The following is a 26,363-nucleotide window of genomic DNA, read 5'->3' on the forward strand; positions in this document are numbered from 1 at the left end:
ACGTGCGGGAACGAGGGACGACGAGGGGTACTAGGGATGCTGCAGGACGTGATCGACCGGGTGAGCGGGCGGGGTGCGGCGGCGAAGGCGCTGAGCGACGCGCTGCGGGTGCTCAAGGTCGAGGGACCGGACGTGTACGAGCGCGCCGCGGCCTACGTGCAGGACGGGACGGGGCCGGAGATCCTGTCGGACCTCGCGGGGCGAGACCTGGACGTCGTGGATCAGCTCCTGGAGCGACCGGGCCGGGTGAACCCGTACTCGTCCTGGGTTCCGGACCAGGTCACTGCCCGGTTGCGCGAGGCGGACGCGAAGTGGTCGGTGCCGCAGAGCACCACGGCCCGCGACCGGGCCTACCGCGTCCAGGACGGGGCGACGGCGGTCCAGCTGTCCCGCCTCGCCCGCCTCCTGACCACGATCGCCGGCACGGTCGACGGTGAGACAGCGGGGCTGCCGGCGTGGGTGGCGCTGCTGGCCAACGACGTCGCGACGGCGCTCTACGGTCGCGGGCACGGCAAGCAGGGCGACGCGGGGACGCAGAAGGCCCTACGGGGGCAGTGGACGCCCGACGCGCTGGCCGAGGTGGTGCGTGAGGGTGGCGTGCCCGACACGGAGGTCGCGACGACCGTCGTGCGGGCGCTGCTGCACCGCGTCGAGCCGAAGCGCTCGTGGCGCCCCAGCCCGCTCGACGCGTTGCTCCAGCACCGGTCGGTCGCCGAGTACCTCGCCGGGCAGTGCGACGCGGTCGCCGCCGTCGTGCCGTCGCTGAGCGCTCACGGGCGCTCTGCGTTCCTCGACCATGTCGCCGCGGCCGGCACCTCGGCCGCGCACGCGGCTGTCGTCGCGACCCTCGCGGCCGACTCCGCCAAGACGGTGCGGCAGGAGGCCCTCGCGCTGCTGGCCGGCCTGCCCGAGGACGAGCAGCTACGGCTGCTCGGGCCTCTGCTGCGCTCGGCCGCACCCGCCCGCCTGGAGGGCGTCGTCACCCGGCTCGCGGCTGCGGACGGCGGGCTCGCCGCGATCGAGGCGGCGCTCGACGGGGCCACCGGGACCCGGGCGACGCTCCTCGGCAAGGCCGTCGAGCGGGCACGTGCGCTCGACGGTGATGCCGAGGCGCCGCCCGCGCCGGTCGATCTCCCGCCGTTCGAGCCGCTGCCGGAGACCGAGCTGGGGGAGGACTTCGTCAGCGCCGCGCGCGGCGTGCTCGACAAGCAGCTCGCGCGGCTGACCGGCGAGCTGGCGGCAGCCGAGGCCGCAGGGTCGGGACGCAACGAGAACTGGCTGAAGAGCGCGCGCAAGAGGCTCGCCAACCTGCGTGAGACCGGGGACGACGAGCTGCGCGACCTCGCCGCCTTCCTCTCGGGGAGCGCCGTGAAGCGCCCGGCGACGGGGGTCGTCGAGCGACTGGTCGGCCGCAACCCGGGTCACGAGATTGCGGCGCTCGGGCCGCTGACCCTCCTCCACCGCACCCGTCTCGTGCTCCTGGAGCACATCGGCCAGGACCGGCTCACCAGCCGGGGTGGGGCGCAGAACCTGTCGTGGCGCCTGCGCGAGCACGTCGAGCCAGGGACGGACCTGCGGGCGGTCGCCGACGTGCTGCGCCGCTGCAAGGTCGAGGACCCGGACGCTGTCGTCATACGCCTGGCGCTCCAGCGCACGTGGAGCCAGCCCTACGTGCGGGCGACCGACGCCTGGCCGTTCTTCGCGGAGCGGCCGGCGCTGCTCGAGCGCTACCTGCAGCCGCAGACCGGCTACGAGTGGGGCGACGCGCCGGCGCGCGTCCTCGAGATCCTGCGAGCCTTCCCTGCCGTGCCCGCGGAGGTGCTGCCGCGCGTCACCGCGCTCGCGCTCGGCGAGGGCAAGACGCACCGGCTCGCGGCGCAGAACGCCCTGGCAGCGCACCCCGGCGCGCGGAACCTGGCGGAGCAGGGGCTCGGCGACGGCAAGGCCGAGGTGCGCACGGCGGCGGCCCGGTGGATCGCCCGCCTGGGCGACCCGGCAGCCGTGCCGTCCCTGCGCGGCGCGCTCGCGAAGGAGAGGCGGGAGCCGGTCCGTGCAGCGTTCCTCACGGCGCTGGAGGCGCTCGGCGACGACATCTCGGCCGACCTGGCGCCGCAGGTGCTGCTCGCGGAGGCGACCAAGGGCCTGCGCGCGAAGGTCCCCGCCAGCCTGACCTGGTTCCCGTTCGGCCAGCTCCCGGCCGCTCGCTGGACCTCGGGCGGCGACGTGCCCCGCGAGGTCGTGCGGTGGTGGGTGGTGCTGGCGTGCAAGCTGAAGGAACCGAGCGGCGGGGGCCTGCTCGCCCGCTATGTCTCGCTCCTCGACGAGGGGTCTCGTGCCGCCCTGGGCTCGTTCGTGCTGCGTGCGTGGATCGCGCAGGACACCCGCACGGCGTCGGCCGACGAGAGCCGCGACTACGCGGAGCGGCGCGCCCGCACCGCCTTCGACAATGCTCAGCAGTGGGCCAAGCAGCATCCCGAGGTCGAGTGGTACGCCGAGCAGGCGGCCAAGACCCTGGACGACCACTACCGCGAGGCCTACCGCGAGCACCAGGCCGCCTATCTCGGATCCGCCGTGAAGGACAAGGGCCTGCTCGCACTGACGGTCGGCATGCCCGGCAGCGAGCTCGCGACAGCGACCCAGCAGTACCTGCGCGCGCACCAGGGCCGCCGCGCCCAGGCCGAGGCGCTGGTGCGGGCGCTCGCCGCGAACGGGGACCGCCCGGCCGTCCAGCAGCTCCTGGCGGTCTCCCGCCGGTTCAAGCAGAAGACCGTCCAGGACGTCGCGACCGGCCTGGCGACCGAGCTCGCGGAGCGGCGCGGCTGGAGCGCCGACCAGCTCGCGGACCGTACCGTGCAGACGGCCGGCTTCGACGACGACGGCATCCTGCGGTTCGGCCTCGGCGACCGCGAGGTCACCGGCCGGATCACGCCGTCGTTCACGATCGAGCTGCGCAGCCCGTCCGGGGCGGTCGTCAAGGCGCTGCCGGGCGCCCGCGCCGGCGAGGACGCGGAGCCCTACCGGGAGGCGAAGGCCCAGCTCTCGGCGAGCCGCAAGGAGCTCAAGGCCGTGGCGGCGCTGCAGACGCAGCGGCTCCACGAGGCGATGTGCACCGGCCGCAGCTGGACCGCCGCCGAGTGGCGCGAGTTCGTCCTGGACCACCCCGTGATGTCGCGGCTCGCGGCGCGGCTGGTCTGGCTGGCCGAGCCGGGCACGCCCGCGCAGCGCGCGTTCCGGCCGGGTGACGGTGGCGCGCTCGTCGCCGTCGACGACGAGGACGTCACGCTGCCCGACGACGCGAAGGTCGCCCTCGCGCACGCCGTCACCTTGAGCGCCGGTGCGGCGGGCGACGACGTGGCCGCCTGGCGGGAGCACCTCGCGGACTACGAGATCGTCCCGCTGTTCGACCAGCTCGGCGTGTCGTTGCCGGACCTCCCCGCCGGGGCCGTCCGGATCAGCGATCACAAGGGCTGGCTGACGGACAGCTTCTCGATCCGCGGCCGGGCGACCAAGCTCGGCTGGAGCCGTTCCGCGGCCGAGGACGCCGGCTGGTTCACCGCGTACACGAAGACCTACCCGTCGGTCGGCGTCACCGCCGAGATCCAGTTCACCGGGGCCTTCCTGCCCGAGGAGAACATCGCCGCCGCCGTCACGGACCTCGAGTTCCGGCGGACCGGGACCTGGGGCGACAAGGGCCTCGTGCCGCTCGCCGACCTGCCGCCGGTCCTCGTCGCCGAGAGCTACCGCGACTACGTGACCGTGGCCGAGGCCGGGGCGTTCGACCCCGACTGGGAACGGCGGAGCCAGTACTGATGTCCACCGCACACGCGACCGCCCACCCGACGAACGCATGACCACCGAGAGGAACGACATGACCACGGCCCCGACCGCCCCCGCGGAGCTGCGCCCGCCCGCCGAGGTCCGCCACGCGGACGAGCTGGCGGTGCTGGCTCGCTGGGACGCCGAGCGCGGCGCCGAGCTGCCGCCCGGCTGGCGCCTGAGCCCCCGCGCGGTGCGGGCGTTCGTGGTGGGCCACCCCGAGCTGGGGGTGTCCCGGAAGTTCTACGGCGACGACCCGCTGGTCGACCGGGCCGTGGTCTCGCTGATGGGCCGGCAGGGCCTGATGCTCGTGGGCGAGCCCGGCACGGCGAAGTCGATGCTGTCGGAGCTGCTGGCCGCCGCGGTGTCGGGCACGTCCACGCTGACGATCCAGGGCACCGCCGGGACCACCGAGGACCACGTGCGCTACTCGTGGAACTACGCCCTCCTCGTCGCGGAGGGGCCGAGCGAGCGGTCGCTCGTGCCGTCGGCGGTCCACACGGGGATGCGCGAGGGCAAGGTGGTGCGGTTCGAGGAGATCACCCGCTGCGCGCCCGAGATCCAGGACACCCTCGTCTCGATCCTCTCCGAGAAGCAGCTCATGGTTCCCGAGCTCGGCAGCGAGGCTCGCGTGGCCGCCCGTCCGGGGTTCAACGTGATCGGGACGGCCAACCTCAAGGACCGAGGCGTCCATGAGATGTCGGCCGCGCTCAAGCGCCGGTTCAGCTTCGAGACGGTCGCGCCGGTGCGGGACCGCGAGTTCGAGATCGAGCTGGTGGAGCGGCAGGTCGAGGCCGAGCTCGGTCCCGCCGGGCAGCGGCCCCCGTTCTCCCGGGACGTCCTCGAGGTGCTGGTCACGGTGTTCCAGGACCTGCGCTCGGGCACGACCAGGGAGGGTGCGCCCGTCAAGCGGCCGGAGACAGTCATGTCCACGGCCGAGGCGGTCAACGTGGCCGTCGCGGCGAGCCTGGAGGCGCGATACCTCGGTGACGGCGTCGTGACGGCGGCGGAGGTGGCACGTCAGGTGGCGGGCGTGGCGCTCAAGGGCGAGGAGGAGGACGCGCGGCGGCTGCGGCACTACGTGGACAACGTGGTGCGGGAGCGCGCCCGGCACGACCGGCGGTGGAAGGAGTTCTTCGCCGCCGCCGAGCCGCTGTGGCGGTGACCGACGTGACGGTCACGAGCACCGCGCCCGCTCGTGCCGCCTGGGGCGCGGCGCCCGAGCGGCTGCAGCGTGCGGCGGACGCCGTCGTGCGGCTTCGAGAGGAGGGCATCGTCCTCGCGCCCGTGCGGCACCACAGCCCCGCCTGCGCCGTGGCCGTCCGGGCAGCGATCGAGGAGCTGCGCCCCGCCGCCGTGCTGATCGAGGGCCCGGAGGAGTACACGCGGCTGATCCCCGACCTGCTCGACGAGGCGACGCGACCGCCCATCGCTGTCCTCAGCCTCGGCGCGGACGGGCTCGGCGCCGGGTTCTACCCGCTCGCGTCGTTCTCGCCGGAGTGGGTCGCCCTGCGGGCCGGCCGCGCGGCGGGCGCAGAGCTCGCCTTCGTGGACCGGCCGTGGGGCGAGCGGACGGGGGAGGGCGACGCCGGCGGGCGGGACGAGGGTGTGCAGGGCGGCGGCGAGGCGGACGGCGGAGGCGACCCCTCCGCCGTCGGACAGGGTGACCCGTTCGCGCGCACCCTCATGTCCGAGCGGTACCTGGCCCACTCGCGCTCCGTCGCCGACGTGGCGCAGCGGCTCGGCTGCCGTGATCACGACGAGGTCTGGGACCACCTGTTCGAGGCGCGCCCGACGGCGGACCTCGCCGACTGGCGCACCGTCTTCGACGACGTGCTGGCCTGGGCGGCGCTCGCCCGCCTCGACTACGAGGACACGGTGCTCGCTGCGGACGGCTCGCTGGACCGCGAGGCGCGCATGTCCGCGCGGGTCACGGAGCATGCCGAGCGCCTCGCCGGCGCCGGGCCGGTCCTCGTGGTGACGGGCGCGTTCCACACGCTCGCGCTCGTCGAGGCCCTGGCCGGCGCGCCCGAGGGCGCCCCGGTGCGGGACCGCCGCCCGGCCGGAGGCTACGGGCCGGTCGAGGTCGGCGACCCCGCCTGGCCGGACGCGTGGCTGATCCGCTACGACCACCAGCGCCTCGACGGCCTGCGCGGGTACGGCGCCGGGATGCCGTCGCCCGGCTGGTACCAGCGACTGTTCGCGGCGCACGAGTCGGCGCTCGCGGCCGGGGTCCTGGGCACGACCGCGGGCGACGGTGTGACGCCGGACAACGCGATGTCGCACCGCGCCGCACCCGCCGAGGCGCTCGCGCGCGAGGTGCTCGTCGACGTCGCACGCGGCGCCGCCGGACGCGGGCACGCCGTGAGCCTGCCGCAGGTGTCCGCCGCTGCCGAGCAGGCGGTCCGCCTCGCCGACCTGCGCGAGCGCCCGCACCCGGCACGTAGCGACGTGCTGGACGCGATCACCTCGTGCTACCTCCAGGACGACGGCGGGCTGGGCGGCCCCGGCGAGGGAGACCGGCCGCTCGGGCTGGCCGTCGCGGAGGTGTTCGGCGGACGTGCCCTGGGCGACGTGCCTGCCGGCAGCGCGCAGCCGCCGCTGGTGCGCGACGCGCGGGAGCGCGTCGTGCGTGCGGGCCTGACGGTCGACGACTCGGTGCCCCGCAAGGCTCGGCTCGACGCCCGGCGTACGCCCTCGCACCGTGCGCGGCGGCAGGTCCTGGCGCTCCTCGAGCTGCTCGGGGCGGACTTCGGGCGTCGGCTGTCCGGCCCCGACCACGTCGCGGGCCGAGGCCTCGGCCTGCTTCTGGAGGAGTGGGAGTACGCGTGGACGCCGCTCGTCGAGGCGCGGCTCGTGGAGCTGTCGCACCTGGGCGCGACGCTCGACGCCGCGGCGGTCGCCCGCCTGCGCGAGGAGGAGGAGCGGCTGGCGTCCGAGCAGCAGCGCTCCGCCGACGGCGTGGCGCGGCTGCTGGCGCAGGCGCTCGTCGTCGGGCTCGGCGAGCACCTGCCGCGACTGGTGGCGCTGCTGCGGTCCACGCTCGACGTTGACCGCGACCTCGCGTCGATCGTGGCCGGCGGGCAGCGGCTGCTGCACCTGTGGCGCGCGCGGGCAGAGCTGGACGCGCAGGACCACGGCGACGACCTCCTCGGCCTCGTCGACCAGGCGCTCGCCACCGCGGCCTACCTGGTGGCCGACCTTGGCCGCGCCGCCCCCGAGGACGAGGACGCCGCGGTCGGCACGGCAGTCGCGCTCCGGGCGCTCGTCCGGGCGGCCGAGCGAGCGGCGGACGAGGCGGCGTCGTCCGCCCCCGGCCTCGACGGTGCCGAGCCGGACCCGCGAGGCGCGGGCATGCCGGACCCGCGAGGCGCGGGCGTCGGGCCGGGCGTGCAGCGAGAGCTGGCGCGCCTGCGCGAGGACCCCGCTACTGCGCCCGCGGTGCGGGGCGGGCTCCTCGCCCTCGGCTACGTCGACGGCGAGGTGCCCGACGACGTCCTGCTCACCCAGGTGCGCGGCGCCCTGCTGGCGGGGGCGGACCCGGGCGCCGCCGTGCGGTTCCTCGGCGGGATCCTGCGGGCGGCGCCCGACCTGCTGCTGCACACGCCCGAGCTGTTCGACGCGGTCGACGGCGCGCTGCGCGCGCTTTCGGGCGAGGCGTTCCTCGCCGTGCTGCCGGACCTGCGGAGGGCGTTCACCTGGCTGCGCCCGACCGAGACGCACCGGCTGGCCGAGCGGGCCGCGGCCCGCGCCGGCGTGCGGGCCGACATGGTGAACGCGCGCGTGGCCCTGGACGAGAGCGACCTGGCTGCCGGCCTGGCGGTGGAGCGCGAGCTCGCGGCCGTCCTCGGGCGGGACGGGCTCGCGCACTGGAGCGGAGGAGAGGCATGACGGACATGACAGGGTCGCCCGGCCCAGGGGTAGGCACGGTGGCGCCGGTGGCGCCGGCGTCGGCCCCGGGTGCGGCCGACGAGGAGGCCGCCCGGCGGTGGCGGCTCGTGCTGGGCCGGTACGCCGCCGAGCACCTGTCGGTGCCCGGTCAGGACGCTGGCCTGGAGCGTTCCCTGCGCTACCTCTACGACCGCGAGTACGCGGCGCGCGGGCACCGCGCAGGCCGCGGCGAGCACGACCAGCGGCCCGGGCGGGGCGGCGGGACGCTCGACCCGTCGGCCGTACAGGGCGTCGACTGGACCGCCATGACCTGGCTCGGCGAGGCCCAGAAGCTGTTCCCGCGCGAGACGTTCGAGCGGATGCAGGTCGACGCCGTGGGCCGGTACGGGCTGACCGAGCTGCTCGCCGACGAGGCGGCGGTCGAGGCGCTCGAACCGAGCCGCGAGCTGGCGACCGCGCTGCTGCAGGTCCGGGGTCGGCTCGACGAGCGGGCAGCCGTCGGTCTGCGCCGCGTGATCAGCAAGGTCGTGGAGGACGTGGTGCGCCGCCTCCGGCCGCGGTTCATGACGGCGGTGGGTGGTCGCGTGGACCGCTCGCGACGCTCGATGCACCGGGTCGCCCGGAACTTCGACTGGAAGCGCACCGTGCGCGCCAACCTCGGTCGCCTGGACGCGCAGGGCCGCGTCGTCGTCCAGGACGTCCGGTTCTCCTCCCGGTCGAAGCGCGCCCTGACGTGGGACGTCATCGTGCTCGTCGACCAGTCCGGGTCCATGGCGTCGTCCCTGCTCTACTCCGCCGTGTGCGCCGGGATCCTGACCGGCCTGCCGGGGATCGACGTGCGGCTTGTGCTGTTCGACACGAGCGTCGTGGACATGACGCACCTGGCGCACGACCCGGTGTCCGTGCTGCTCACCGCGCAGCTCGGCGGCGGTACCGACATCGCGCGCGCCGTCCGGTTCGCGGAGCAGCAGGTGCGCAACCCGTCGCGCACGGTGGTGGCCCTCGTCAGCGACTTCGAGGAGGGCGGGTCTGTGTCGGAGCTGCTCGCGGCCGTGCGGCGGCTCGCGTCGTCCGGCGTGCGGCTGCTGGGCCTCGCCGCGCTCGACGAGGCAGCCGAGCCCGCCTATGACCGCGGCACCGCGCAGCGGCTCGCCGAGGCGGGCATGGAGGTGGCGGCGCTCACTCCCGAGCGGTTCGCCGAGTGGCTCGGGGAGGTGCTCGCATGAGCGCCGGTGCCCGGCCCTGGCTCGGCGTGTACGCGGTCGACGATGCCGCACTTGCCGCGCTCGCCAGCGCGGGGCTGCTGCGCCGTGCGCGCAAGGACACGGTCGAGGTGGCCGCCGAGGACGCGAAGGGGGCGGAGCTCACCGTGAGCGGCTTCCGCGTCCGCCTCGACCGGCGCGGCCCGACGGCGGTGCGGTGCGACTGCCCGACGGCGGGCGTGTGCCAGCACATCGTCGCGGCCTGCCTCTGGGGCCGGGACCTGGCGGTCGCCCAGGCAGCGGAGAGCGCACCCGCCGACGTCCCTGCCGAAGGAGAACCTGCCGAGGTACAACGTGCCGAGGGAGAACCTGCCGAGGGAGAAGGCGCCGGACGAGAACGGCCCGCAGGCGCGCGCGCCGCGATCGTGCCGGCGTCCGCCCCGCCACCAGCTCGCCCGTCCCCGGCGCGGGCCGCGGCGGAGCGACGCCGCGCCGGGGCCCGAGCCGCGGCGCTCGAGGAGGTGCGGTCCACGGTTGCCCATCTCGTCGCCACGGGCCTGTCGCACGTCGGTCCGGGCGACGCCGAGGAGCTGCGCGCGCTCGCCGGCCGCGTGCGCGTCGCGGGTCTGGACCGGGTGCACGGCGTCCGGCTGGACGCCCTGGTCCGGACGGCGGCCGGCCTGGTCGACGACCTCGCCGGCCGGGACGACCAGGTCGACGAGGAGGACCTCCTGGATGCCCTCGCCGAGACCTGGGGCCTGTGCGAGGCGCTGTCCGCGGACAGTGACCCGGGTGAGGCCGCGACCTCCGGCGCCGCGACCGCCCGCGCCGCGACCACCGGCGCCACGACCACCGGCGCCGTGGCGAGCCGGAGCGCGACGACGGCGGACCACGACGAGACGGACCTCGGCCGGCTGGTGCCCCTCGGGGTGCGGTGGTGGACGGCGCCGAGCGGCTCGCGCGGCGTGGAGCTCCTCGGATGGGACCCGGCCGATGGGCGTGTGCGCAGGGCGGTGACCGGTCGGGCGTCGGGCACGGACCCGTCGTTCCGGCGGAGCTGGGACATGCCGCTGCTGTGGGGCGTGTCGGCGGCCCGCTTGAGCTCGGGCCCGCTCGCGCTGAGTGGCGTGCGGGTCATGCCGGACGGCGCGCTCGGCGCGGGCGGCAGCCCCCGCGTGACGGTCCTCGCCCCGGGGCTCGACGTGGAAGAGCTGCGCCAGATCGCGGCCGGGACGGCCCCGGGCCGCCCGGCGCGCGAGTCGGTCGGCTTCGGCCGCAGGCCGGCGCAGGTGCGGGTCGTCATGGTGCGCGACACGGGGACGGTCGGCGTCGACGAGGTACGGCAGGACGTCACCTGGACCGTGACCGGCGCGGACGGCGGGGAGATCGTGCTGCGGCTGCCGGTCGCGGAGGGCACGGCGTGCGAGACGCTGCTGTCGGTCGTCGCAGGCGGACGCACGGTCGTGGCCGTGACCGTGGAGCGGCGTGAGGGACGCGACGAGCCGGTCGGGTTGTTCGTCCGGGAGGCGGACGGTCGCGTCGTGCTGGTCAGCCCCACGCTCACGCCCGCCTGGTCGCTGGAGCGCGGCCGGTGGTGGGAGACGTGGCGCAAGCGGCTGGCACGTGTGTCGCGGCTCCGCGCGAGTGCCGCCGTCGTGGCGACCGCCACGGCGCCGCCCACGCCGGTGCGGCTCGTGTGCAACCTGACGCAGGACGTGCTGGTCGCCGTCGCAGCGACCGGCCGCGCTCATCTGACGGCGCGTCAGCGGGCGGACGTCGAGCGCGCCCGCGACCTGGCACGTGACCTCGGGCTCGCCACGCTCGAGCGCACAACCGCAGGCCTGGCGAGCGGCACCGACGGCCTTACCCCGGACGACCTGCTCCGCGCGGCCTTCCTCGTGGGGCGGGCGCGCCAGGTGGCGGAGGTGGCCGGCGCCTGACGCGAGCCGGGCCTTCCCGCGGGCCCGGCTCACGCCCGCAGGAACACCGCGTACCCGTCCAGCAACCGAGCGAGGCCGAACTCGAACAGCGAGTCGAGCGTCAGGTCGATGCCCGTCGACATCGCCTCGGCGAGGTGCGGGTGGCGACGCACGTCGGTGACGGCCTGCAGCGAGGGAAGGGCGCGGTCCATCCAGTCCTCGTCGGACAGACCGGTGTCCTGGCGGGCCTGCTCGGCCGGCTCGACGTTCACCGCGACGCCGCGCACGAACTGGAACACCGTCACGGCCAGGTGCATGCGCACGTCCACGTCGAGCCGGCCAGGTGTGATGTCGAAGGCGGCGAGCAGCGCCTCGGTGTGGGCGATCCCGTTGGCTGCCGGCTGCGGGCGGGTCATCGACATGGCGTGCGCGGCCCAGGGGTGCGCAGTGAACGCCGCCCACAGCGTCCGGGCGACCGTCTCGGCGCGGGCGCGCCAGCCGTCGGGCAGCGGGTCGGGCAGCGGAGACTCGCCGTAGACGGCGTCGAGCATCCGGGCCACCAGGTCCTCGCGGCTCGTCACGTGGCGGTACAGCGACATGGTGGGCATGCCGAGGTCGGTCGCGATGCGGCGCATCGAGAGGCCGCCGAGGCCGTCGGAGTCGGCGAGGGCGACGGCCGCCCGCACCACGTCCGCCGTCGTGATCCGGGCCGCGGGCACACCGCTCAGGCGTGCCGCCACCACCGTGCCCACCCCGCGCCGGGCCTCGACGAGGCCGCGCCGGCGCAGCTCGTCGAGCACGCGCGTGGCCGTCGCCATGGCGACGCCGTGCTCCGCGACGATGCGCCGCGTGGACGGGACGAGGTCCCCGGTGGAGAGGTCGCCGTCCTCGATCCGTGCCGCGATCAGGTCGGCGATGCGCTCGTACGTGGTCGTCACACGTCCTCCTCCGCCCGGTGCACTGGTGCACCTGCTCGCTGAGCCGCGCTTGCCGAGCCGGTGCACTACCACCGTACTGCCTGCACCTGGCTCTGCTGGACGTGCACTTCGTACGGTGTACGCAGCAGCCGGGCCGCGGGGGCCCGGCAACGAGGGGAGACCGACATGACCCACATCCTGATCTCCGGCGCGGGCGTCGCCGGGACGGCGCTCGCGTACTGGCTGCGGCGGTACGGGATCGACGTGACCGTCGTGGAGCGGGCACCAGGCCCGCGCCAGGGCGGCCAGGGCATCGACGTGCGCGGCGCGGCCCGCGACGTGATCGAGCGGATGGGCCTGACCGACCAGGTGCGCGCCGCCCACACGGGCGTGCAGGGCATCCGGCAGGTCGACGTCGCCGGGCGCGTGCGCGTCGAGATGGGGGCGGACGCGTTCGGCCACTCGGGCGGCATCATCGCCGACCTCGAGATCCTGCGCAGCGACCTCGTCCGCATCCTCAGCGAGGCCGGCGACGGCGTCGAGTACGTCTTCGACGACACGATCACCGCCACGGAGCAGGAGGCCGACGGCGTCCTGGTCACCTTCGGGCGGACGGGTCGCCGCCGGTTCGACGCCGTCGTCGGCGCCGACGGCGTGTTCTCCGCGACGCGGCGCCTGGCGTTCCCCGCCGCACGCCTCGTCGACGGCGGGTACCACCGGGCAGTGTTCACCATGGACGACGCGCCCGCGCTCGACGGCTGGGAGCTCATGTACACGATGCCGGCGGGGAACGGGACCACCGGCGGGCGCAACGCCCTGCTGTATCCCGCGCACGGCGGGGCGCGCGGCATGGTGCACTTCGCCGGCGACCCGGTGCCGTACGACCGGCGGGACATCGATCAGCAGAAGCGGATCGTCGCCTCCGTCTTCGAGGGCGAGGGCTGGTACCTGCCACGCATGCTCGACGCCATGTGGCGGGCGGACGACTTCTACTTCGACCGGCACGGCCGCGTCGAGACGCCGTGGCACGACGGGCGGGTGGCGCTGCTCGGCGACGCGTGCGCGGCGGGGTCCGTCGGGATGGGCACCACGATCGCGCTGGTCGGGGCATACGTCCTGGCCGGGGAGCTCGCCGAGGCGGGCGGCGACCCGCTCGCGGCCTTCCCCGCGTACGAGACGTTGATGCGGCCGTACGTCGCCGCGAACGTGCGGCCCCTGCCGGGCGGGGTGAAGGGCTTCCTGCCGTCGACCCCGCGGGCGATCCGCACGGGGCAGACGATGATGCGGTGGCTGCTGCGCACCCCGTTGGGGCCGGCGATGATGGGCGGCATGGACAAGGCGGTCAGCGCGATCGACCTGCCGGACTACGCCGTGGAGACAGCGGCCTGAAGCGCCCGGGCCGACGTGGCTTCCCGTCGTCGTCGCAGCGGGGTCAAGGGGCGATCAGCACCTTGCCCCGGTTCGCGCCCGACGCGAGACAGCGGATCGCCTCCCGCACCTCGTCGAGCGCGAACGTGCGGTCCACGACGGGCGTCAGCGCCCCCGACGCGAGCAGCGTCCGCAGCGTCTTCAGGGACTCCTGCCGCGGCGGCAGCGTCACCGACGCCGACAGGTGCCGGTCGACGACGGCCCGCGCCAGGAGCCCGGCGAACCGGGGGAGCGAGCCGAGCAGGCCGTGCCCGGCCGCCCCGTAGTGGTCGTGGCCGACGAGGGCGTAACGGCCGTCGGGCCGCAGGATCCGGCGCCAGGCCCGGTACGGGTGGTTCCCGGGGACGTCGACGACCAGGTCGTACCGCTCGCCCGCCCGCGTGACATCGGTGACCGACGCGTCGACGACGCGGTCAGCCCCGGTCACGCGTGCGAGGTCGAGCCGGGCGGGCAGGTCCACCCCGGTGACGGTCGCGCCGTATGCCTTTGCGATCTGCACCGCGAGGGTGCCGACCCCGCCGCCCGCGCCGTTGACGAGCACCGATGCGCCCGGTCCCGCGTGCCCGGCCGGGACGTTGTTCAGCGCGATGAGGCCGGACGTGGGCACCGACGCCGCCTCCTCGAACGACACGTTCGCGGGCATCTGCGCGAGTCCGTCCTCGGGGGCGACGACGAGCTCGGCATACGCGCCGCCGTTGCGCCACTGGTTGACCCGCAGGGTCTCGCCGAACACGGCGTCACCCGGCCGGAACCGCGTGACACCCGCGCCCACCGCCTCCACGACGCCCGCGACGTCGGTCCCGGGCACGCGCTCGCGCGGTCGTCGAATGCCCGATCCCATGAGCCGCAGGGCGTACGGCCGGCCCGTCACGACGTGCCACACGTCGGGATGCACCGACGCCGCACGGACCCGGACGAGCACCTCGTCGTCGGCGGGCACCGGCTCGGCCACCTCGGCGACGCGCAGCAGGTCGGGTGACCCGTAGGAGTCCTGGACGACTGCTCTCACGGGGCGCTCCTGGCTCGGCAAGGGGACTGCGGTTGTCGTTGTAGGTCCACCCGCAACGCACGCTGCTGGCCAGGACAGACTACGGCCGCGGAGCGATGAGTCCCGGCGCGCAGGGCGGTCGGTACTGCATGGAAACCAAGAACCTGGCCGGCCTCTACGACCTGCCGGTCATGGAGTGGGACGCCGTGCACGAGCGGCTCGAGCGGGGCTTCGAACAGGCGCCCGGGTCCGGCGGGCCCGACCGGCACACGTGCTGGCTCACGACGATCAACCCGGACGGCACCCCGCACGTGACGGGCGTCGGCGTCTGGTATCACGACGGCGCGTTCTGGTTCACGGCGAGCCGCGCCAGCCGCAAGGGCACCAACCTGGCACGGGACCCCCGGTGCGCGCTCGCGCTCGCGGTGCACGAGTTCGACCTCGTCGTCGAGGGTCGGGCGGATCTCGTCACCGACCGCGAGGAGGTCGCCGCGACGGCCGCACGGGCCGCCGAGGGCGGCTGGCCGGCCCGTCCGGACGAGTCGGGTGAGGCGCTCACCGCGGAGTACAGCGCTCCGTCGGCGGGACCGCCGCCGTGGCACGTCTACCGGCTGGTCGCGACGTCGGCGACGGGCGTGGGGACCGTGGAGCCCGGAGGGGCGACGCGGTGGACGTTCTGAGCCCGCATCATCCCGGCGGCGTGGCGGACTGGCCGCGGACCGAGGTCGTGCCTACGGTCGAGGGCATGACCACCGCAGAGAGCCGGGTCGACCCGCCGATCGCCGCAGACGAGCTCAGCACCCTTACCGGGTTCCTGGACTACCAGCGGGACACGCTCCGCTGGAAGTGCTCGGGCCTCTCGCGCGAGGAGCTCGCGCGGTCGCTCGCCCCCAGCACGCTCACCCTGGGCGGCCTCCTCAAGCACCTGACGGTGGTCGAGGCCGGCTGGCTCAACCTGTCGTTCGCCGGCGGGTTCGCCCGGCCGTCGTGGCTCGAGCAGGTCGCCTGGGACGACCCGGACTGGAGCTTCAAGAGCGCCGCCGCCGACGACCCTGAGGACCTGTTCGCGTGGCTCGCCGAGACCCAGGAGCACTCCGCGCAGATCATCGCGGCGGCCGCTGACGGCCTGGACACGCTGTCCGCGGACGCCGGTGACGACGGCCGGCGCTGGTCCCTGCGCTCGGTCCTGTGCCACATGATCGGGGAGTACGCCCGGCACAACGGCCACGCGGACCTGATCCGTCAGTCGATCGACGGCGCGACCGGCGACTGACCGCGGCGGCCCCCGCCCGGGCGCGGGGTCGTGCCGCAGCGGGTCCCGGGCGTGTCAGTGGCTCGGGGCAGACTTGCCGCATGCACCTCGTCCTGGCCCGCGGCACCGCCGGCGCCGTCGGTCTCACGACGGTGCCCGACGACGGCGCGCCCCCCGGCCCGGCCGAGAGCCTCCCCGCGGCGCGCCTCGCCGGGGAGGTCGGGCGCCGGGAGGACGGCAGCGTCCGGTGGGTGTGGGACGACACGAACCGCTGGTACCCGGCGCTCCTGACCGACGGCGTGCGCGTCGAGCGGGCGCACGACCTGCGGCTCGCCCACGCGATCCTCCGGTCCTCGGCCTTCGCGGTGGGGACGGACCTGGCGCGCGCCCCGCGGGGACCGTGGGACGGCCTCGCGCCGACGCCGCCCGGCCCCTCGCCGGCCCTGCTGGCGCACGCCGGCGCGCGGCCCGAGGCGCTGTTCGACCTCGGCGAGATGACGGCGGACGGTGAGCGACCGGCGTCGGGCGGCGAGGAGCTGGAACCCGTGAGCGAGCTGCGCGCCCAGCTCGACGCCGTCTCGGGCAGCACCGAACCCGGGCGGCTGCGCCTGCTGCTCGCGGCGGAGTCGGCGGGGGCGCTGGTCGCGGCCGAGATCCACCACGCCGGCCTGCCGTGGCGAACCGACGTCCACGACGCGATCCTCACCGAGGCGCTCGGCCCGCGCCCCCGGCCGGGCGCGAGACCGGAGCGGCTGGAGGAGCTCGTGCGCCGCATCCGCGAGGCGCTCGATGCCCCGCCCACGCTCAACCCCGACTCCCACCCGGACCTGCTCAAGGCGATGGAGTACGCCGGGGTGGGCGCCCGGAGCCTGCGCAAGTGGGAGCTCGAGAAGCTCGATCACCCGGTGATCGCGCCGCTGCTCGAGTACAAGTCGCTCTACCGCCTCTACACCGCCAACGGCTGGGCGTGGCTGGACACGTGGGTGCGCGACGGGCGCTTCCGCATGGAGTACGTGGTGGGCGGCGTCGTGACGGGGCGGTGGGCCTCCTCGGGCGGCGGGGCGCTACAGCTCCCGAAGAACGTGCGCCGGGCGGTGGTCGCCGACCCGGGCTGGCGGCTCGTCGTGGCCGACGCCGCCCAGCTCGAGCCGCGCGTCCTCGCGGGGCTCGCGCGCGACGAGCGGATGGCCGCGGCCGGCCGGTCCGCGGACGGACAGGGCACGGACCTGTACGCCGGCATCGTCGCGAGCGGAGCCGTCGAGACCCGCGAGCACGCCAAGGTCGGGATGCTCGGCGCCATGTACGGCGGCACCACCGGCGCCTCTGCCCAGGTGCTGCCCCGCCTCGCGAAGGCGTTCCCCGCGGCGATCGACCTCGTGGAACGCGCCGCCCGCGCGGGCGAGCGCGGCGAGGTCGTCACGACCTGGCTCGGCCGCAGCTCGCCCCCGCCCGGCGAGGCCTGGGCACAGGTGCAGGGACTCGCCTTCGAGGAGGGCTCCGGGGCCGACGCCGCCTCGCGCGCCCGGTCCCAGACCCGCGCCTGGGGCCGCTTCACCCGCAACTTCGTCGTCCAGGGCACGGCCGCCGAGTGGGCGCTGTGCTGGCTCGCGTCGATCCGGCGGCGTCTGTGGGAGCTCGGCGAGACCGCGGACCCCGGTCAGGCGCCCGAGCCGTTCGCCCGGCGCCCGCACCTCGTCTACTTCTTGCACGACGAGGTGGTGGTGCACGCGCCTGCTGCGCTCGCGGACGTCGTCGCCGACGAGGTGCGGGCGGCCGCGACCGAGGCGGGCCGCCTGCTCTTCGGCAGCTTCCCGGTCCAGTTCCCGCTGAGCGTCGCCGTCGTCGACAGCTACGCGGACGCGAAGGGCTGATCGGACGACGGCCCGACGGGCCCGGTCACGGCCGGATGCCCGACGTCGGTCGCGCCGCCCGTGCGCGCCGCAGCCGCCCGCGCGACGTGGGACCGGGCGTGCTCGATCGCGGGCTCCAGCTCCGCGAACTGGTGGCTCTCGTGGCGCAGCTCTGCGAGCACGCCGACGGCCGTCATGAGCTTGCGGTCCTGTGGCCGGATTCCCTTGACCAGCACGGTGACGCCGCGCCGTTCGAGCTCGGTCACGAGCTCGGCGAGCGCGCGGGCTCCCGTCGCGTCCACGACGCGCAGGTGGGAAAGGCGCAGGATCACCACCTCGACAGGCGCGTCGGGGAGGTCGATGGATGCGCGGCCGAGCCCGTCGTGCGCCACGCCGCTCACCTCGCCGAGGATCCGGTCGGAGGCGCCGAAGAAGAGGGCGCCGTCGAGCCGGAACAGGGCGATCCGCTCATCGCCTGGCTGCGCGATGCCAGGCAGCGGCTCGCGGTGCACCGACGTCGCCCGGGCTACGGACCGCAGTGCGAAGAAGGCGGCGACGAGGAGCCCGATCTGCACCGCCTCGATGAGGTCGAACGCCACGGTGATGACGGCGGTGACCACGAAGACGACGGCGTCGCCCCTGGTGGACGTGAGCACGGCCCGGATGGTCGCGGCGGAGATCATCCGGAACGACGTCACCATGAGCACACCGGACAGCGCCGCCATCGGGATCTGACCCACCGGGCCGGTCGCGAGGTAGATGACCGCGAGGATGACGAGGGCGTGCACAACGGCCGAGAGCCGGGTCCGGGCGCCAGCACGGACGTTGACAGCGGTGCGGGCGATCGCCCCGGTGGCGGGCATGCCGCCGAACAGCCCGCTCGCGATCGACGCCAGACCCTGCCCGACGAGCTCTCGGTCGGGGTGGTACGGGCCGGTGTCCGCCATGGTCGCGGCTACCCGGGCCGACAGCAGCGACTCGATCGCGGCCAGCGCCGCGATCGCCACGGCAGCGCCGACGAGGTCGCGCAGGGCGCCCGGACTCACGCCGGGCACCAGGGGCAGCGGCAGGGAGTCCGGCAGGTCGCCGATCCGCGGCACCGGCGCGTGCAGCACTTCCGCGAGGACGGTCACGAGCGCGACGGCGACCAGCGACGCCGGGACGGCGGGGGCCAGGCGGGGGAGGAGCACCATGACCGCGGCGACCACCGCGACGAAGGCGAGGGTCCAGGCCCAGGCGACGGGGGCGCCGTCGGGCACCGCGTTGCCGATCGCCTCGGTGACGGCGTGGAGCCCGCCGACCAGCGGGTTGACGCCGGCCTCCGCACGGAGGCCGACGGCTGCGGGCACCTGCTGGAGGAAGATGATGCACGCGATGCCGAGGGTGAAGCCCTCGACCACCGGCCACGGGATGTACGTGACCACGCGGCCGAGGCGCAGCAGGCCGCACGCCAGCACGAGAGCGCCGCCGAGCAGCGTGACGACCGCGACCGAGCCCAGGCCGTGCTGCGCCACGATGGGCGCGAGGACTACGGCCATGGCGCCGGTGGGGCCGCTGACCTGCACGTTCGACCCGCCGAGGACCGCAGCGAAGATACCTGCGACGACGGCCGTCACGAGCCCGGCCGCGGGTCCCACGCCCGAGCTGACGCCGAACGCCAGCGCGAGCGGCAGCGCGACGACGCCGACCGTCAGGCCCGCGAACACGTCGCTGCGCAGGGTGCGCGGACGTAGGTCGTAGTCAGTGCGAGCGGGCAGGAGGTCGCGCACGTCGAAGCGTGACAGGAGCGCCCGGGTGGTCACCGAGCGGCCTTCTCGACGTCGGAGGTGCCGTCGCCAGTGGTGTCGATGCGGTGGCCGGTGACGTGCCCGAGGAGCGTCACAGCGCTGGCGCCCGGGACGGCGGGCAGCCGACGTGCGGCGGCGAGCTGGTCGCCCGCGTCCGCGTGGGCCCCCGAGAGCCGGGAAAGCAGGAAGGCGCGCGCCACGACGAGCAGCTCGGCGACGAGCGGCTCGGCGAGGCGGTAGTCGACGGCGTTGCCGGACCGCGCGGAGGTGACGACGCCGGCTCGCTTGAGCACCGCGAGGTGCTGGGAGAGCTGAGAGGGCTCTGCGCCCGTCACCTCAGCGAGCCGGGTGACCGGGGCGGTGAACTCGTCTGCGGCGGCGAGGACCTCGAGCACCTGGATGCGCATCGGGTGCGCGAGCGCCTTGAAGAGCTCCGCCTTGATCCGGTAGAGCGGCTGGGTGTCCATGGTTTGAGGAGTTTAGCAAAACATCAATCCACGAGTGCGGCCGGCGGCCGGTCTCGCCTCCGCCCCGGAGACCGCGTTGTGGGTATGGCTACGGTGTGAACTCGGGCCTGAATTCACACCGTAGCCGTACCCACAGTGCTGGTCAGGGGGGTCAGGAGCAGGTGACGGGGATGGTTCCGGTGGGTGGGGTGCCGTTGGCGGTGAAGCCGTAGGAGGTGCTCTGTCCGGTGGCCAGGGTGCCGTTCCAGGTGGCGTTGGTGACGGTGACGGGGTTGGTGGTGCCGACGCGGACGCCGTTCCAGAGGTTGGCGATGGTGTTGCCGGTGGGCAGGGTGAAGGTGGTGGTCCAGGCGGTGCGTGCCGATCCTGCGGTGACGGTGACCTGGGCGTTGTAGCCGCTGCCCCAGGCGTTGGTGACCGCGAACGTCGCGGTGCACGCCCCCGGCTGCGGCGTCGGAGTCGGCGTCGGCGTGGGGGTCGGCGTGGGGGTCGGCGTCGGAGTGGGCGTCGGTGTCGTCGTGCCGCCGCCGAGCGCCGCGTAGATCGCCGCGTAGGCCGGCTTCTTGGCGTAGTTGCTGTCCCAGACGAGAGCGTCGCCCTGGCCGGAGAAGACGCCGGGGATCCACGAGTACTTGTCGGTGATGCCCCAGATCGTCACGCCCTGGCAGCGCGCGACGGCGCGGCAGGTCGTGAAGATGTTGCGGTAGTCGCTCGCCTGCTGCGCCAGTGCGGAGGTCGAGGCCGGCGTGGAGGTGCGGATGTCGAGCTCGGTGATGCGGACGTCGACGCCGAGGGCGGCGAAGCGCTGGAGGTTCTGCTGGAGCGTCGACGGCACCTGGCCGACGATGAGGTGCGCCTGGAACCCGACGCAGTCGATCGGGACGCCGCGCGCCTTGAAGTCGGACACGAGGTTGTAGATCGCCGTCGACTTCGAGTTGACGGCCTCGATGCTGTAGTCGTTGATGCAGAGCTTGACGGTGGGGTCGGCGGCGCGCGCGGCGCGGAACGCGGTCTCGATCCAGCCGTTGCCCATGCCGTTCTGCAGAAAGCTCGACCGGCGGGAGCCGTCGTCGTTGAAGGCCTCGTTCACGACGTCCCAGGCCTCGACCTTGCCCTCATAGTGGTCGACGACGTTCGTGATGTGGTTCGACATGGCGCTCTGCAGCGTGGTGCCGGTCAGGCTCTGCGCCCAGCCGGGCGCCTGCGAGTGCCACACGAGGGTGTGCCCGTACAGGCCCTTGCCGGTCGTCTGCGCGTAGGTCGCGACCTGGTCGCCGGCGGTGTAGGTGAACTGATTCTGCTGCGGCTCGGTGGCGTCCCACTTCATGGCGTTCTCGGCGACGACGTAGTTGAACTCCGTGTCCGCGATGTTCTTGTACGCGCTCTCGTTGAGATAGCTCGACGTCAGCGCGAAGCCGATGTCGAAGCCGAGCGGCGTGGCCAGCTCCTTGAGGGTCGGGTCTGCGGCCTGCGCCGACGTCGTCGCGGTGAGGGCGAGGCCCGCGGTGAGGGCGAGGACGCCGGCGGTCGCGGCGGCGCCGCGCCAGGGGAATCGTGCCCGACGCCGGGGGTCGGTCCCGGCGGGACCGCCGTCGTCGGCCCGTGGCCGGGTCGGGCGGGTGGTGCTGTGTGCCATGTCGTCTCCTCGTCGAGGCGGGCGGTCGAGTCGTGCAGCTGAGGCGTGCAGGGACGGGACGCATCGCGGCGCGGGGCAGGCCCGGTCACGATGATGAGGCGAGGGTCCACAGAAAACGTTGTCGAAGCCACGGGGCACAACGTTTAGGTCGGCGTGTCACCGACGACACGCCCTGCCGCGACTCCTCGGCCGTCGGGACGGCCCGCCTACTTCGCGTGAGCGAACCTGGCGAGGTAGTCGGCTTGTCGGACGGCCCGACTACTTCGCGGGGGACAAGTTGCCGAAGTAGTCGGTCCGTCCGCACGAGCAACTAGGTTTGACCGCGTGAGCGAAGCACCCACTCTCGGCCGCGTGGTCGAGGCCCTCGAGTCCCTGTACCCGCCGTCGACCGCCGAGGGCTGGGACGCCGTCGGACTCGTCGTGGGTGAACCGGCGCACCCGGTGCGCAAGGTCCTGTTCGCCGTGGACCCGGTGTCCGCCGTCGTCGACGAGGCGCTCGAGTGGGGAGCCGACCTCCTGGTCACGCACCACCCGCTGTTCCTCAAGGGCGTGCACTCCGTCGCGGCCACCACGTTCAAGGGCACCGTGGTGCACCGGCTCGTGACCGGCGGGTGCGGCCTGTACGTCGCGCACACCAACGCGGACGCGGCCCCGCGCGGCGTCGCGGACGCCCTCGCCGACCTCGCCGGGATCGTCGACCGCCGCCCGCTCGTCCTGCCCGCCGGCCCCACCACCGGCCCGGGCGCCGCCCCCACCGCCGGCCCCACCACCGGCCCGCGCACCGACGGCCCGGGCACCGCGCCGGACGCCGCGGGCGCCGCCGAGACGGGCATCGGCCGCGTCGGCCGGCTCGCCGAACCCGTCACGCTCCGGGCGTTCGCCGAACGCGTCGCCGCGGCGCTGCCCGCCACCGCGCAGGGTGTGCGGGTCGCCGGCGACCCGGAGGCGACGGTGCGCACCGCGGCCGTCGTCGGCGGGTCCGGGGACTCCCTGTTCGACGCCGTCCGGGCCGCGGCCGCCGACGTCTACGTCACAGCCGACCTGCGCCACCACCCCGCGTCCGAGCTGCGTGAGCGCGCCCTGTTCGAGGCAGCGGGCGGCACCTCCGGGACCCCGTTCCTCGTCGACGTCGCCCACTTCGCCAGCGAGTGGCCGTGGCTCGGCTACGCCGCCGGGGACCTGGTCGCGGCGCTGTCCGCGGCAGGAGGTACCGTGGCCACGGTGACCACGCGCGTGAGCACCCTGACCACGGACCCGTGGTCGGCCCGGGTGGCGTCGCCCGGCCGCACCTGAGCGGGCACTCCGCCTGGGCGACCCGGTGCACCCGGGCGACGTTCCGGCGTCGGACACCAAGAACTGCATCCAGCGAGAGGAACCTCCGGTGACCACTGCACCCCCCGCCGACCAGCTCAGGCTTCTGGAGGTCCAGGCGCTCGACACACGGGCGCAGCAGCTCGCCCACCAGCGCCGCACGCTGCCCGCCCTGGCGAAGCTCGCCGAGCTCGAGGGCCGGATCTCGGACCTGCACGGGTCGCTGGTGGAGTCGCGCACGCGGTTGGCGGACCTGCGGCGCGAGCTCGCCAAGGCCGAGGCGGACGTGGAGCAGGTCCGCACCCGCGCCGCCCGCGACCAGTCGCGCCTCGAGGGCGGTGGTGTGAGCGCGCGCGACGCGGTGGCCCTGACCGACGAGCTGGCATCCCTCGCGAAGCGACGCGACGCTCTCGAAGAGGTCGAGCTCGACGTCATGGAGCGCCTGGAGGCGCACGAGGACGCGCTGGCGAAGGTCGAGGCCGCGAACGACGAGCTGCTCGCCGAGAAGGCGGCGGTCGAGGCCGAGCGCGACGCCGGCTGGGCGGACCTCGACGTGCAGGTCGCGGCCCTGGCGACGGAACGCCTGCGCACGGCCGACGGGCTCGACTCCGGGCTCGTCTCCCTCTACGACAAGCTGCGGGGACAGCTCGGCGGGCTCGCTGCGGCTGCCCTGCGCGGCGGCCGCTGCGAGGGCTGCCGGCTCGACCTCAACCCCGCGGACCTGGGCGTCGCGAAGGCCGCCCCGCCGGAGCAGGTGGTGCGCTGCGAGGAGTGCGGCCGCATCCTCGTGCGCGTGGGGCAGTGAGCATGCCCGAAGGTGCCGCCGAGGACCCCGGGCTCGACACGCACGTCCTGCCCTCGGGAGCGATGACGCGCCTCGACGGTCTGCAGCCCCTCACCGTCGTGCTCGTGCGGCACGGGGTCACGCCCGTGACGGAGGCCGGCGGGTACTCCGGCTCCGACGTGCCGGGGCCGTCGTTGTCGACCCGCGGGCGAACGCAGGCCGCGCAGGCGGCCGACGCCGCGTTCCGGGTCGGCCGCAGTCTGTGGCCGGACGTGCCGCGGGTGTCCACGCTGGTCGCCTCGCCAACCGTGCGCACGCAGGAGACCGCGACCGCGGTGGGCCGCCGGCTGGGCCTGCACGTCGCCACCGACGAGCGGTTCGCGGAGTGCCGGTTCGGCGAGTGGGAGGGTCTGACCCGGCCCGAGATCGAGGCCCGCTGGCCGGACGTCTTCCGGGCGTGGCACCTCGGCGAGGTGCCCGCACCCGGCGGCGAGTCGTACGCCCAGGTCGGGATGCGGGTGGACGCCGGGCTGCGGGACCTGGTCGCGGGCGGGGTGGGCCGCACCGTCGCGGTCGTGGGGCACGCCGTGCAGATCCGTGCCGCGGTGGGGCGGGCGCTCGGCGCGCCCCCGTCGCACTGGGCGCGGCTGCGCGTGCCGCCCGCTTCGCTGACGGTCCTGCGGTTGTGGCAGGACGGCGTCGCCGAGGTGACCGTGGCGGGCTTCCCGACGGACGTGTGAGCAGCCGCCACTACACCAGCTGCGCGCGACCGAGCATGCGGCCGAGGTAGGCCTCGAGGCCGTCGAGCGTGGCCCCTCGCGCGCGGTGGGCGATGTAGCCGTCGGGACGCACGAGGTAGTGGGCCGGAGTCTGCTTGTCGAGGCGTAGGCGGCGCAGCGCGTCGCCGGTGTCCGTCCACACACCGGGGCCGACGGCGGTCGTGAGCAGCGCGACCTGCACGAGTCCCGGCCACGGGGAGAGGAGTCCGTCGACGCCGGCGTCGGCCCAGCTCTCGCGCGGTCCGCACAGGACGAGCTGGAACCCGGTGGGGTTCAGGCGACGGTGCAGGGTCGTCGCCTGGCCGTCCGCGCTGATCGCCGCATCGGGGAACCGGTCGCCCGCTCGGGGACCGGACCACGGTCGCGACAGCCCGCCGACGGCGAGCGGGCCGCGGCGGTACCGCACGGCGAGCTCGGAGATCACGCGGAAGCCCGCCCGCCGCACTGCCGGGATCCGCAGCGCGATCGGCGCGACGACGGCGCCGACCCGCGGGCGGGCCCACATCAGCGCGCGGTTGGTGGAGGTCGCGATCCGGAACACCCGGCCGGTCATCCGCAGGACCGTCCGGGCGACGGGCAGCCGCTCCGCCTCGTAGCTGTCCAGCAGGCCGTCGTCCGCCCGGTCCGCGCAGACGAGGGCAAGCTTCCAGCCGAGGTTGACGGCGTCCTGGATCCCGGTGTTCATGCCCTGGGCGCCGGCCGGGCTGTGGATGTGGGCGGCGTCCCCGGCCAGCAGGACGCGACCCGACCGGAACCGGTCCGCGCGGCGGTTGTGGATCGAGAAGTCCGTCAGCCACACCGGGTCGTGCACGCCGACCCGCCCGCCGGTGTACGCGGTAGCGATGCGCTGCAGGGTGGCCGTCGTCGTCGGCCCGGTGACCTCGGGCGGGCGCATGACGAGCAGGCGCCACGTCGCCGGTGCGCCGAGCGGAAAGAAGAACAGCAGGCCGCGGCGGTCGAGGAAGGCGTGGATACGCCGAGCCTCGAGGCCGTCGGCCTCGAGGTCGGCCAGCACGAAGGTCTGGGAGAACGCCGTACCGGCGAACGAGATCCCGGACGCCTTGCGGACCACGCTGTGCGCGCCGTCGCAGCCGACGACGTAGCGCGCCCGGACCGGCACCGTGCCGCCGTCGGGCGCGGTCAGCTCGCACGTCACGCCGGTGGCGTCCTGGACCAGGCCGACCAGCGACGTGCCTCGTTCGACCGTGACCCCGCGCCCGGCAAGTGTCTCGATCAGGATCCGCTCGGTCGTGGCCTGGGAGACGAACAGCACGAACGGGTAGGCGGTCTCGGTGAACCCCTCGTCGAACAGCGCGACCCGCGTAGTCCTCGGCCCGGCGTGCATCACCACGGTCGTCGCGGGGTCGCCGGCGGCGACGAGGCGCGGGGCGACGCCGTGCCGGTCGAGCACCTCCAGGGTCCGCGCCTGGATCGCCAGAGCGCGCGACTCGTGGACGGCGTCGGGCGCCGCGTCGACGATCCGGAACGGTGTGCCGTGGGCGGCGAGCTCGAGCGCGAGGCCCAGACCGGTCGGGCCCGCGCCGACGACGAGCACGTCCGTGTCAGCCGAGCTCCCGGTCCGGGCCATGCAGACCAGGCTAGCGAGAGCGCCTCCGTGGCGACGGACAGGCGTCCGCACGTGCGCCTCGGGCCCGACGCGTTCGTCCGCCGTCGGCGAACCCGGAAATTGAGCCGGCCCGACTCAAGTTGGACCGATCAGCCCCACTTTCCAGAGGAGGACACCATGACCACCATCCTGACCCGTTCCCCGTTCACCGACGCCCGGCTCCACTACGTGTGGAACCCGCGGAACGCCAGCGCCGAGAGCGTCTCCCCGGCAGCCGACGTGTACCGGGAGGGCGAGGACCTCATCGCCCGCCTCGACCTGCCGGGCATCGACCCGGCCGCCGACGTGACCGTCGAGGTCGAGGGCCGCAAGCTCGTCGTGCGCGGCGAGCGCAAGGACCAGCGCGCGGAGCAGTCCGACGGCCGCCGCCTCAGGGAGGTCCGCTTCGGCTCGTTCCGCCGCGTCGTCACGCTGCCGAAGGCCGTGGACGGCGACGCCGTCCACGCGTCCTACGACGCGGGTGTCCTGACGGTGACCGTCTCCGGCACCTTCGCCGGCACGACGCCGCAGCGCATCGAGGTCACCACCGCCGCCTGATCACCTCAGCGGCGCAACCGACGGCGCTCCCGACCGCTCCCGCGGCGGGGGCGCCGTCCATGTTGTGGGTTGCAACTGCTCGGGTCCAGCGCCCGTGCCGTCCCGTGATCGGCAGTTGGGGGGGGGGGGGGGGGGCCCGCCGGGCCGCGGCAGCCCCCACCCGCGCCAACGC

At 75.0% G+C, this 26,363-nt stretch carries 19 protein-coding genes; 13 read left to right on the forward strand and 6 right to left on the reverse strand.

What is annotated here, in order from left to right:
- The first annotated feature begins 36 nt into the window (after positions 1–36).
- Genes L1785_RS15990 through L1785_RS16010 form a run of 5 tightly spaced genes read left to right on the forward strand, consistent with a single transcriptional unit; the run spans position 37 to position 10,849 of the window.
- Entirely contained in the window at positions 37–3,810 is a 3,774-nt protein-coding gene (locus L1785_RS15990) for a DUF4132 domain-containing protein (protein ID WP_236090278.1), read from the forward strand.
- A gap of 37 nt (positions 3,811–3,847) precedes the next feature.
- Positions 3,848–4,981 (forward strand): ATP-binding protein, encoded by a 1,134-nt coding sequence (locus L1785_RS15995; protein ID WP_236090279.1) that lies wholly within the window; start codon positions 3,848–3,850, stop codon positions 4,979–4,981.
- Positions 4,978–7,707, forward strand: a complete 2,730-nt coding sequence (locus tag L1785_RS16000; RefSeq protein ID WP_236090280.1) for a DUF5682 family protein — start codon at positions 4,978–4,980, stop codon at positions 7,705–7,707. The genes L1785_RS15995 and L1785_RS16000 overlap by 4 nt, the downstream gene beginning before the upstream one ends.
- Entirely contained in the window at positions 7,704–8,933 is a 1,230-nt protein-coding gene (locus L1785_RS16005) for a VWA domain-containing protein (protein WP_236090281.1), read from the forward strand. The genes L1785_RS16000 and L1785_RS16005 overlap by 4 nt, the downstream gene beginning before the upstream one ends.
- Positions 8,930–10,849 (forward strand): hypothetical protein, encoded by a 1,920-nt coding sequence (locus tag L1785_RS16010; RefSeq protein WP_236090282.1) that lies wholly within the window; start codon positions 8,930–8,932, stop codon positions 10,847–10,849. Before L1785_RS16005 ends, L1785_RS16010 begins: the two co-directional genes overlap by 4 nt.
- A 29-nt stretch (positions 10,850–10,878) precedes the next feature.
- Here the strand turns inward: L1785_RS16010 and L1785_RS16015 are convergent, their stop codons facing one another.
- Complete coding sequence (locus L1785_RS16015) at positions 10,879–11,766, reverse strand: TetR/AcrR family transcriptional regulator C-terminal domain-containing protein (protein WP_236090283.1); 888 nt, start codon at positions 11,764–11,766, stop codon at positions 10,879–10,881.
- A 165-nt stretch (positions 11,767–11,931) separates the two neighbouring features.
- Between L1785_RS16015 and L1785_RS16020 the strand changes: the two genes are divergently transcribed.
- Positions 11,932–13,134 carry an FAD-dependent monooxygenase gene (locus L1785_RS16020; protein WP_236090284.1) on the forward strand — a complete coding sequence of 401 codons (1,203 nt, stop codon included), beginning with the start codon at positions 11,932–11,934 and terminating at the stop codon, positions 13,132–13,134.
- Between the two features lie 43 nt (positions 13,135–13,177).
- Here the strand turns inward: L1785_RS16020 and L1785_RS16025 are convergent, their stop codons facing one another.
- The gene (locus tag L1785_RS16025) at positions 13,178–14,182 is read right to left on the reverse strand and encodes an NAD(P)-dependent alcohol dehydrogenase (RefSeq protein WP_236090285.1); all 1,005 of its coding nucleotides are present in this window, start codon (positions 14,180–14,182) and stop codon (positions 13,178–13,180) included.
- A 128-nt stretch (positions 14,183–14,310) separates the two neighbouring features.
- On the opposite strand from L1785_RS16025, the gene L1785_RS16030 reads away from it, so the two are divergent.
- From L1785_RS16030 to L1785_RS16040, 3 genes are all read left to right on the forward strand, one after another.
- Complete coding sequence (locus tag L1785_RS16030) at positions 14,311–14,841, forward strand: pyridoxamine 5'-phosphate oxidase family protein (protein WP_236090286.1); 531 nt, start codon at positions 14,311–14,313, stop codon at positions 14,839–14,841.
- Between the two features lie 65 nt (positions 14,842–14,906).
- Positions 14,907–15,434: a DinB family protein gene (locus L1785_RS16035; protein WP_236090287.1), complete on the forward strand. Its 528-nt coding sequence runs from the start codon at positions 14,907–14,909 to the stop codon at positions 15,432–15,434.
- 80 nt (positions 15,435–15,514) lie between these two features.
- Positions 15,515–17,284, forward strand: coding sequence for a bifunctional 3'-5' exonuclease/DNA polymerase (locus tag L1785_RS16040; protein WP_236090288.1), 1,770 nt, complete (start codon positions 15,515–15,517; stop codon positions 17,282–17,284).
- Here the strand turns inward: L1785_RS16040 and L1785_RS16045 are convergent.
- The 3 genes from L1785_RS16045 to L1785_RS16055 all read right to left on the reverse strand — a co-directional run bounded on the left by L1785_RS16045 (position 17,263) and on the right by L1785_RS16055 (position 21,153).
- Positions 17,263–19,065: a SulP family inorganic anion transporter gene (locus L1785_RS16045; RefSeq protein ID WP_236090289.1), complete on the reverse strand. Its 1,803-nt coding sequence runs from the start codon at positions 19,063–19,065 to the stop codon at positions 17,263–17,265. The two genes, L1785_RS16040 and L1785_RS16045, sit on opposite strands and share 22 nt — an antisense overlap.
- The gene (locus tag L1785_RS16050; RefSeq protein WP_236090290.1) at positions 19,062–19,517 is read right to left on the reverse strand and encodes an ArsR/SmtB family transcription factor; all 456 of its coding nucleotides are present in this window, start codon (positions 19,515–19,517) and stop codon (positions 19,062–19,064) included. Before L1785_RS16050 ends, L1785_RS16045 begins: the two co-directional genes overlap by 4 nt.
- Before the next feature lie 151 nt (positions 19,518–19,668).
- Positions 19,669–21,153 (reverse strand): glycoside hydrolase family 10 protein, encoded by a 1,485-nt coding sequence (locus tag L1785_RS16055; RefSeq protein ID WP_236090291.1) that lies wholly within the window; start codon positions 21,151–21,153, stop codon positions 19,669–19,671.
- 324 nt (positions 21,154–21,477) lie between these two features.
- Here L1785_RS16055 and L1785_RS16060 point away from each other — a divergent pair, with 324 nt between their 5' ends.
- The 3 genes from L1785_RS16060 to L1785_RS16070 all read left to right on the forward strand — a co-directional run bounded on the left by L1785_RS16060 (position 21,478) and on the right by L1785_RS16070 (position 23,988).
- Positions 21,478–22,446: a Nif3-like dinuclear metal center hexameric protein gene (locus L1785_RS16060; protein ID WP_236090292.1), complete on the forward strand. Its 969-nt coding sequence runs from the start codon at positions 21,478–21,480 to the stop codon at positions 22,444–22,446.
- An 88-nt stretch (positions 22,447–22,534) separates the two neighbouring features.
- Positions 22,535–23,269, forward strand: coding sequence for a zinc ribbon domain-containing protein (locus L1785_RS16065; RefSeq protein WP_236090293.1), 735 nt, complete (start codon positions 22,535–22,537; stop codon positions 23,267–23,269).
- A 2-nt stretch (positions 23,270–23,271) separates the two neighbouring features.
- Complete coding sequence (locus L1785_RS16070; protein ID WP_236090294.1) at positions 23,272–23,988, forward strand: histidine phosphatase family protein; 717 nt, start codon at positions 23,272–23,274, stop codon at positions 23,986–23,988.
- A gap of 10 nt (positions 23,989–23,998) precedes the next feature.
- Here the strand turns inward: L1785_RS16070 and L1785_RS16075 are convergent, their stop codons facing one another.
- A complete protein-coding gene (locus L1785_RS16075; RefSeq protein ID WP_236090295.1) occupies positions 23,999–25,615 on the reverse strand; it encodes an FAD-dependent monooxygenase in 1,617 nt (538 codons plus the stop codon).
- 156 nt (positions 25,616–25,771) lie between these two features.
- Here L1785_RS16075 and L1785_RS16080 point away from each other — a divergent pair, with 156 nt between their 5' ends.
- Positions 25,772–26,191 carry an Hsp20/alpha crystallin family protein gene (locus L1785_RS16080; protein ID WP_236090296.1) on the forward strand — a complete coding sequence of 140 codons (420 nt, stop codon included), beginning with the start codon at positions 25,772–25,774 and terminating at the stop codon, positions 26,189–26,191.
- Positions 26,192–26,363: the final 172 nt, after the last annotated feature.

It is taken from the genome of Antribacter soli (assembly GCF_021568775.1).
GTDB lineage: Bacteria > Actinomycetota > Actinomycetes > Actinomycetales > Cellulomonadaceae > Antribacter > Antribacter soli.

Bases quoted from the DNA above. Each gene is read 5' to 3' on its own strand.
- L1785_RS16005 (WP_236090281.1), top strand. From the start codon at position 7,704: ATGACGGACATGACAGGGTCGCCCGGCCCAGGGGTAGGCACGGTGGCG.
- L1785_RS16080 (WP_236090296.1), top strand. From the start codon at position 25,772: ATGACCACCATCCTGACCCGTTCCCCGTTCACCGACGCCCGGCTCCAC.
- L1785_RS16070 (WP_236090294.1), top strand. From the start codon at position 23,272: ATGCCCGAAGGTGCCGCCGAGGACCCCGGGCTCGACACGCACGTCCTG.
- L1785_RS15995 (WP_236090279.1), top strand. From the start codon at position 3,848: ATGACCACCGAGAGGAACGACATGACCACGGCCCCGACCGCCCCCGCG.
- L1785_RS16050 (WP_236090290.1), bottom strand. From the start codon at position 19,517: ATGGACACCCAGCCGCTCTACCGGATCAAGGCGGAGCTCTTCAAGGCG.
- L1785_RS16010 (WP_236090282.1), top strand. From the start codon at position 8,930: ATGAGCGCCGGTGCCCGGCCCTGGCTCGGCGTGTACGCGGTCGACGAT.
- L1785_RS16040 (WP_236090288.1), top strand. From the start codon at position 15,515: ATGCACCTCGTCCTGGCCCGCGGCACCGCCGGCGCCGTCGGTCTCACG.
- L1785_RS16030 (WP_236090286.1), top strand. From the start codon at position 14,311: ATGGAAACCAAGAACCTGGCCGGCCTCTACGACCTGCCGGTCATGGAG.
- L1785_RS16055 (WP_236090291.1), bottom strand. From the start codon at position 21,153: ATGGCACACAGCACCACCCGCCCGACCCGGCCACGGGCCGACGACGGC.
- L1785_RS16035 (WP_236090287.1), top strand. From the start codon at position 14,907: ATGACCACCGCAGAGAGCCGGGTCGACCCGCCGATCGCCGCAGACGAG.
- L1785_RS15990 (WP_236090278.1), top strand. From the start codon at position 37: ATGCTGCAGGACGTGATCGACCGGGTGAGCGGGCGGGGTGCGGCGGCG.
- L1785_RS16075 (WP_236090295.1), bottom strand. From the start codon at position 25,615: ATGGCCCGGACCGGGAGCTCGGCTGACACGGACGTGCTCGTCGTCGGC.
- L1785_RS16020 (WP_236090284.1), top strand. From the start codon at position 11,932: ATGACCCACATCCTGATCTCCGGCGCGGGCGTCGCCGGGACGGCGCTC.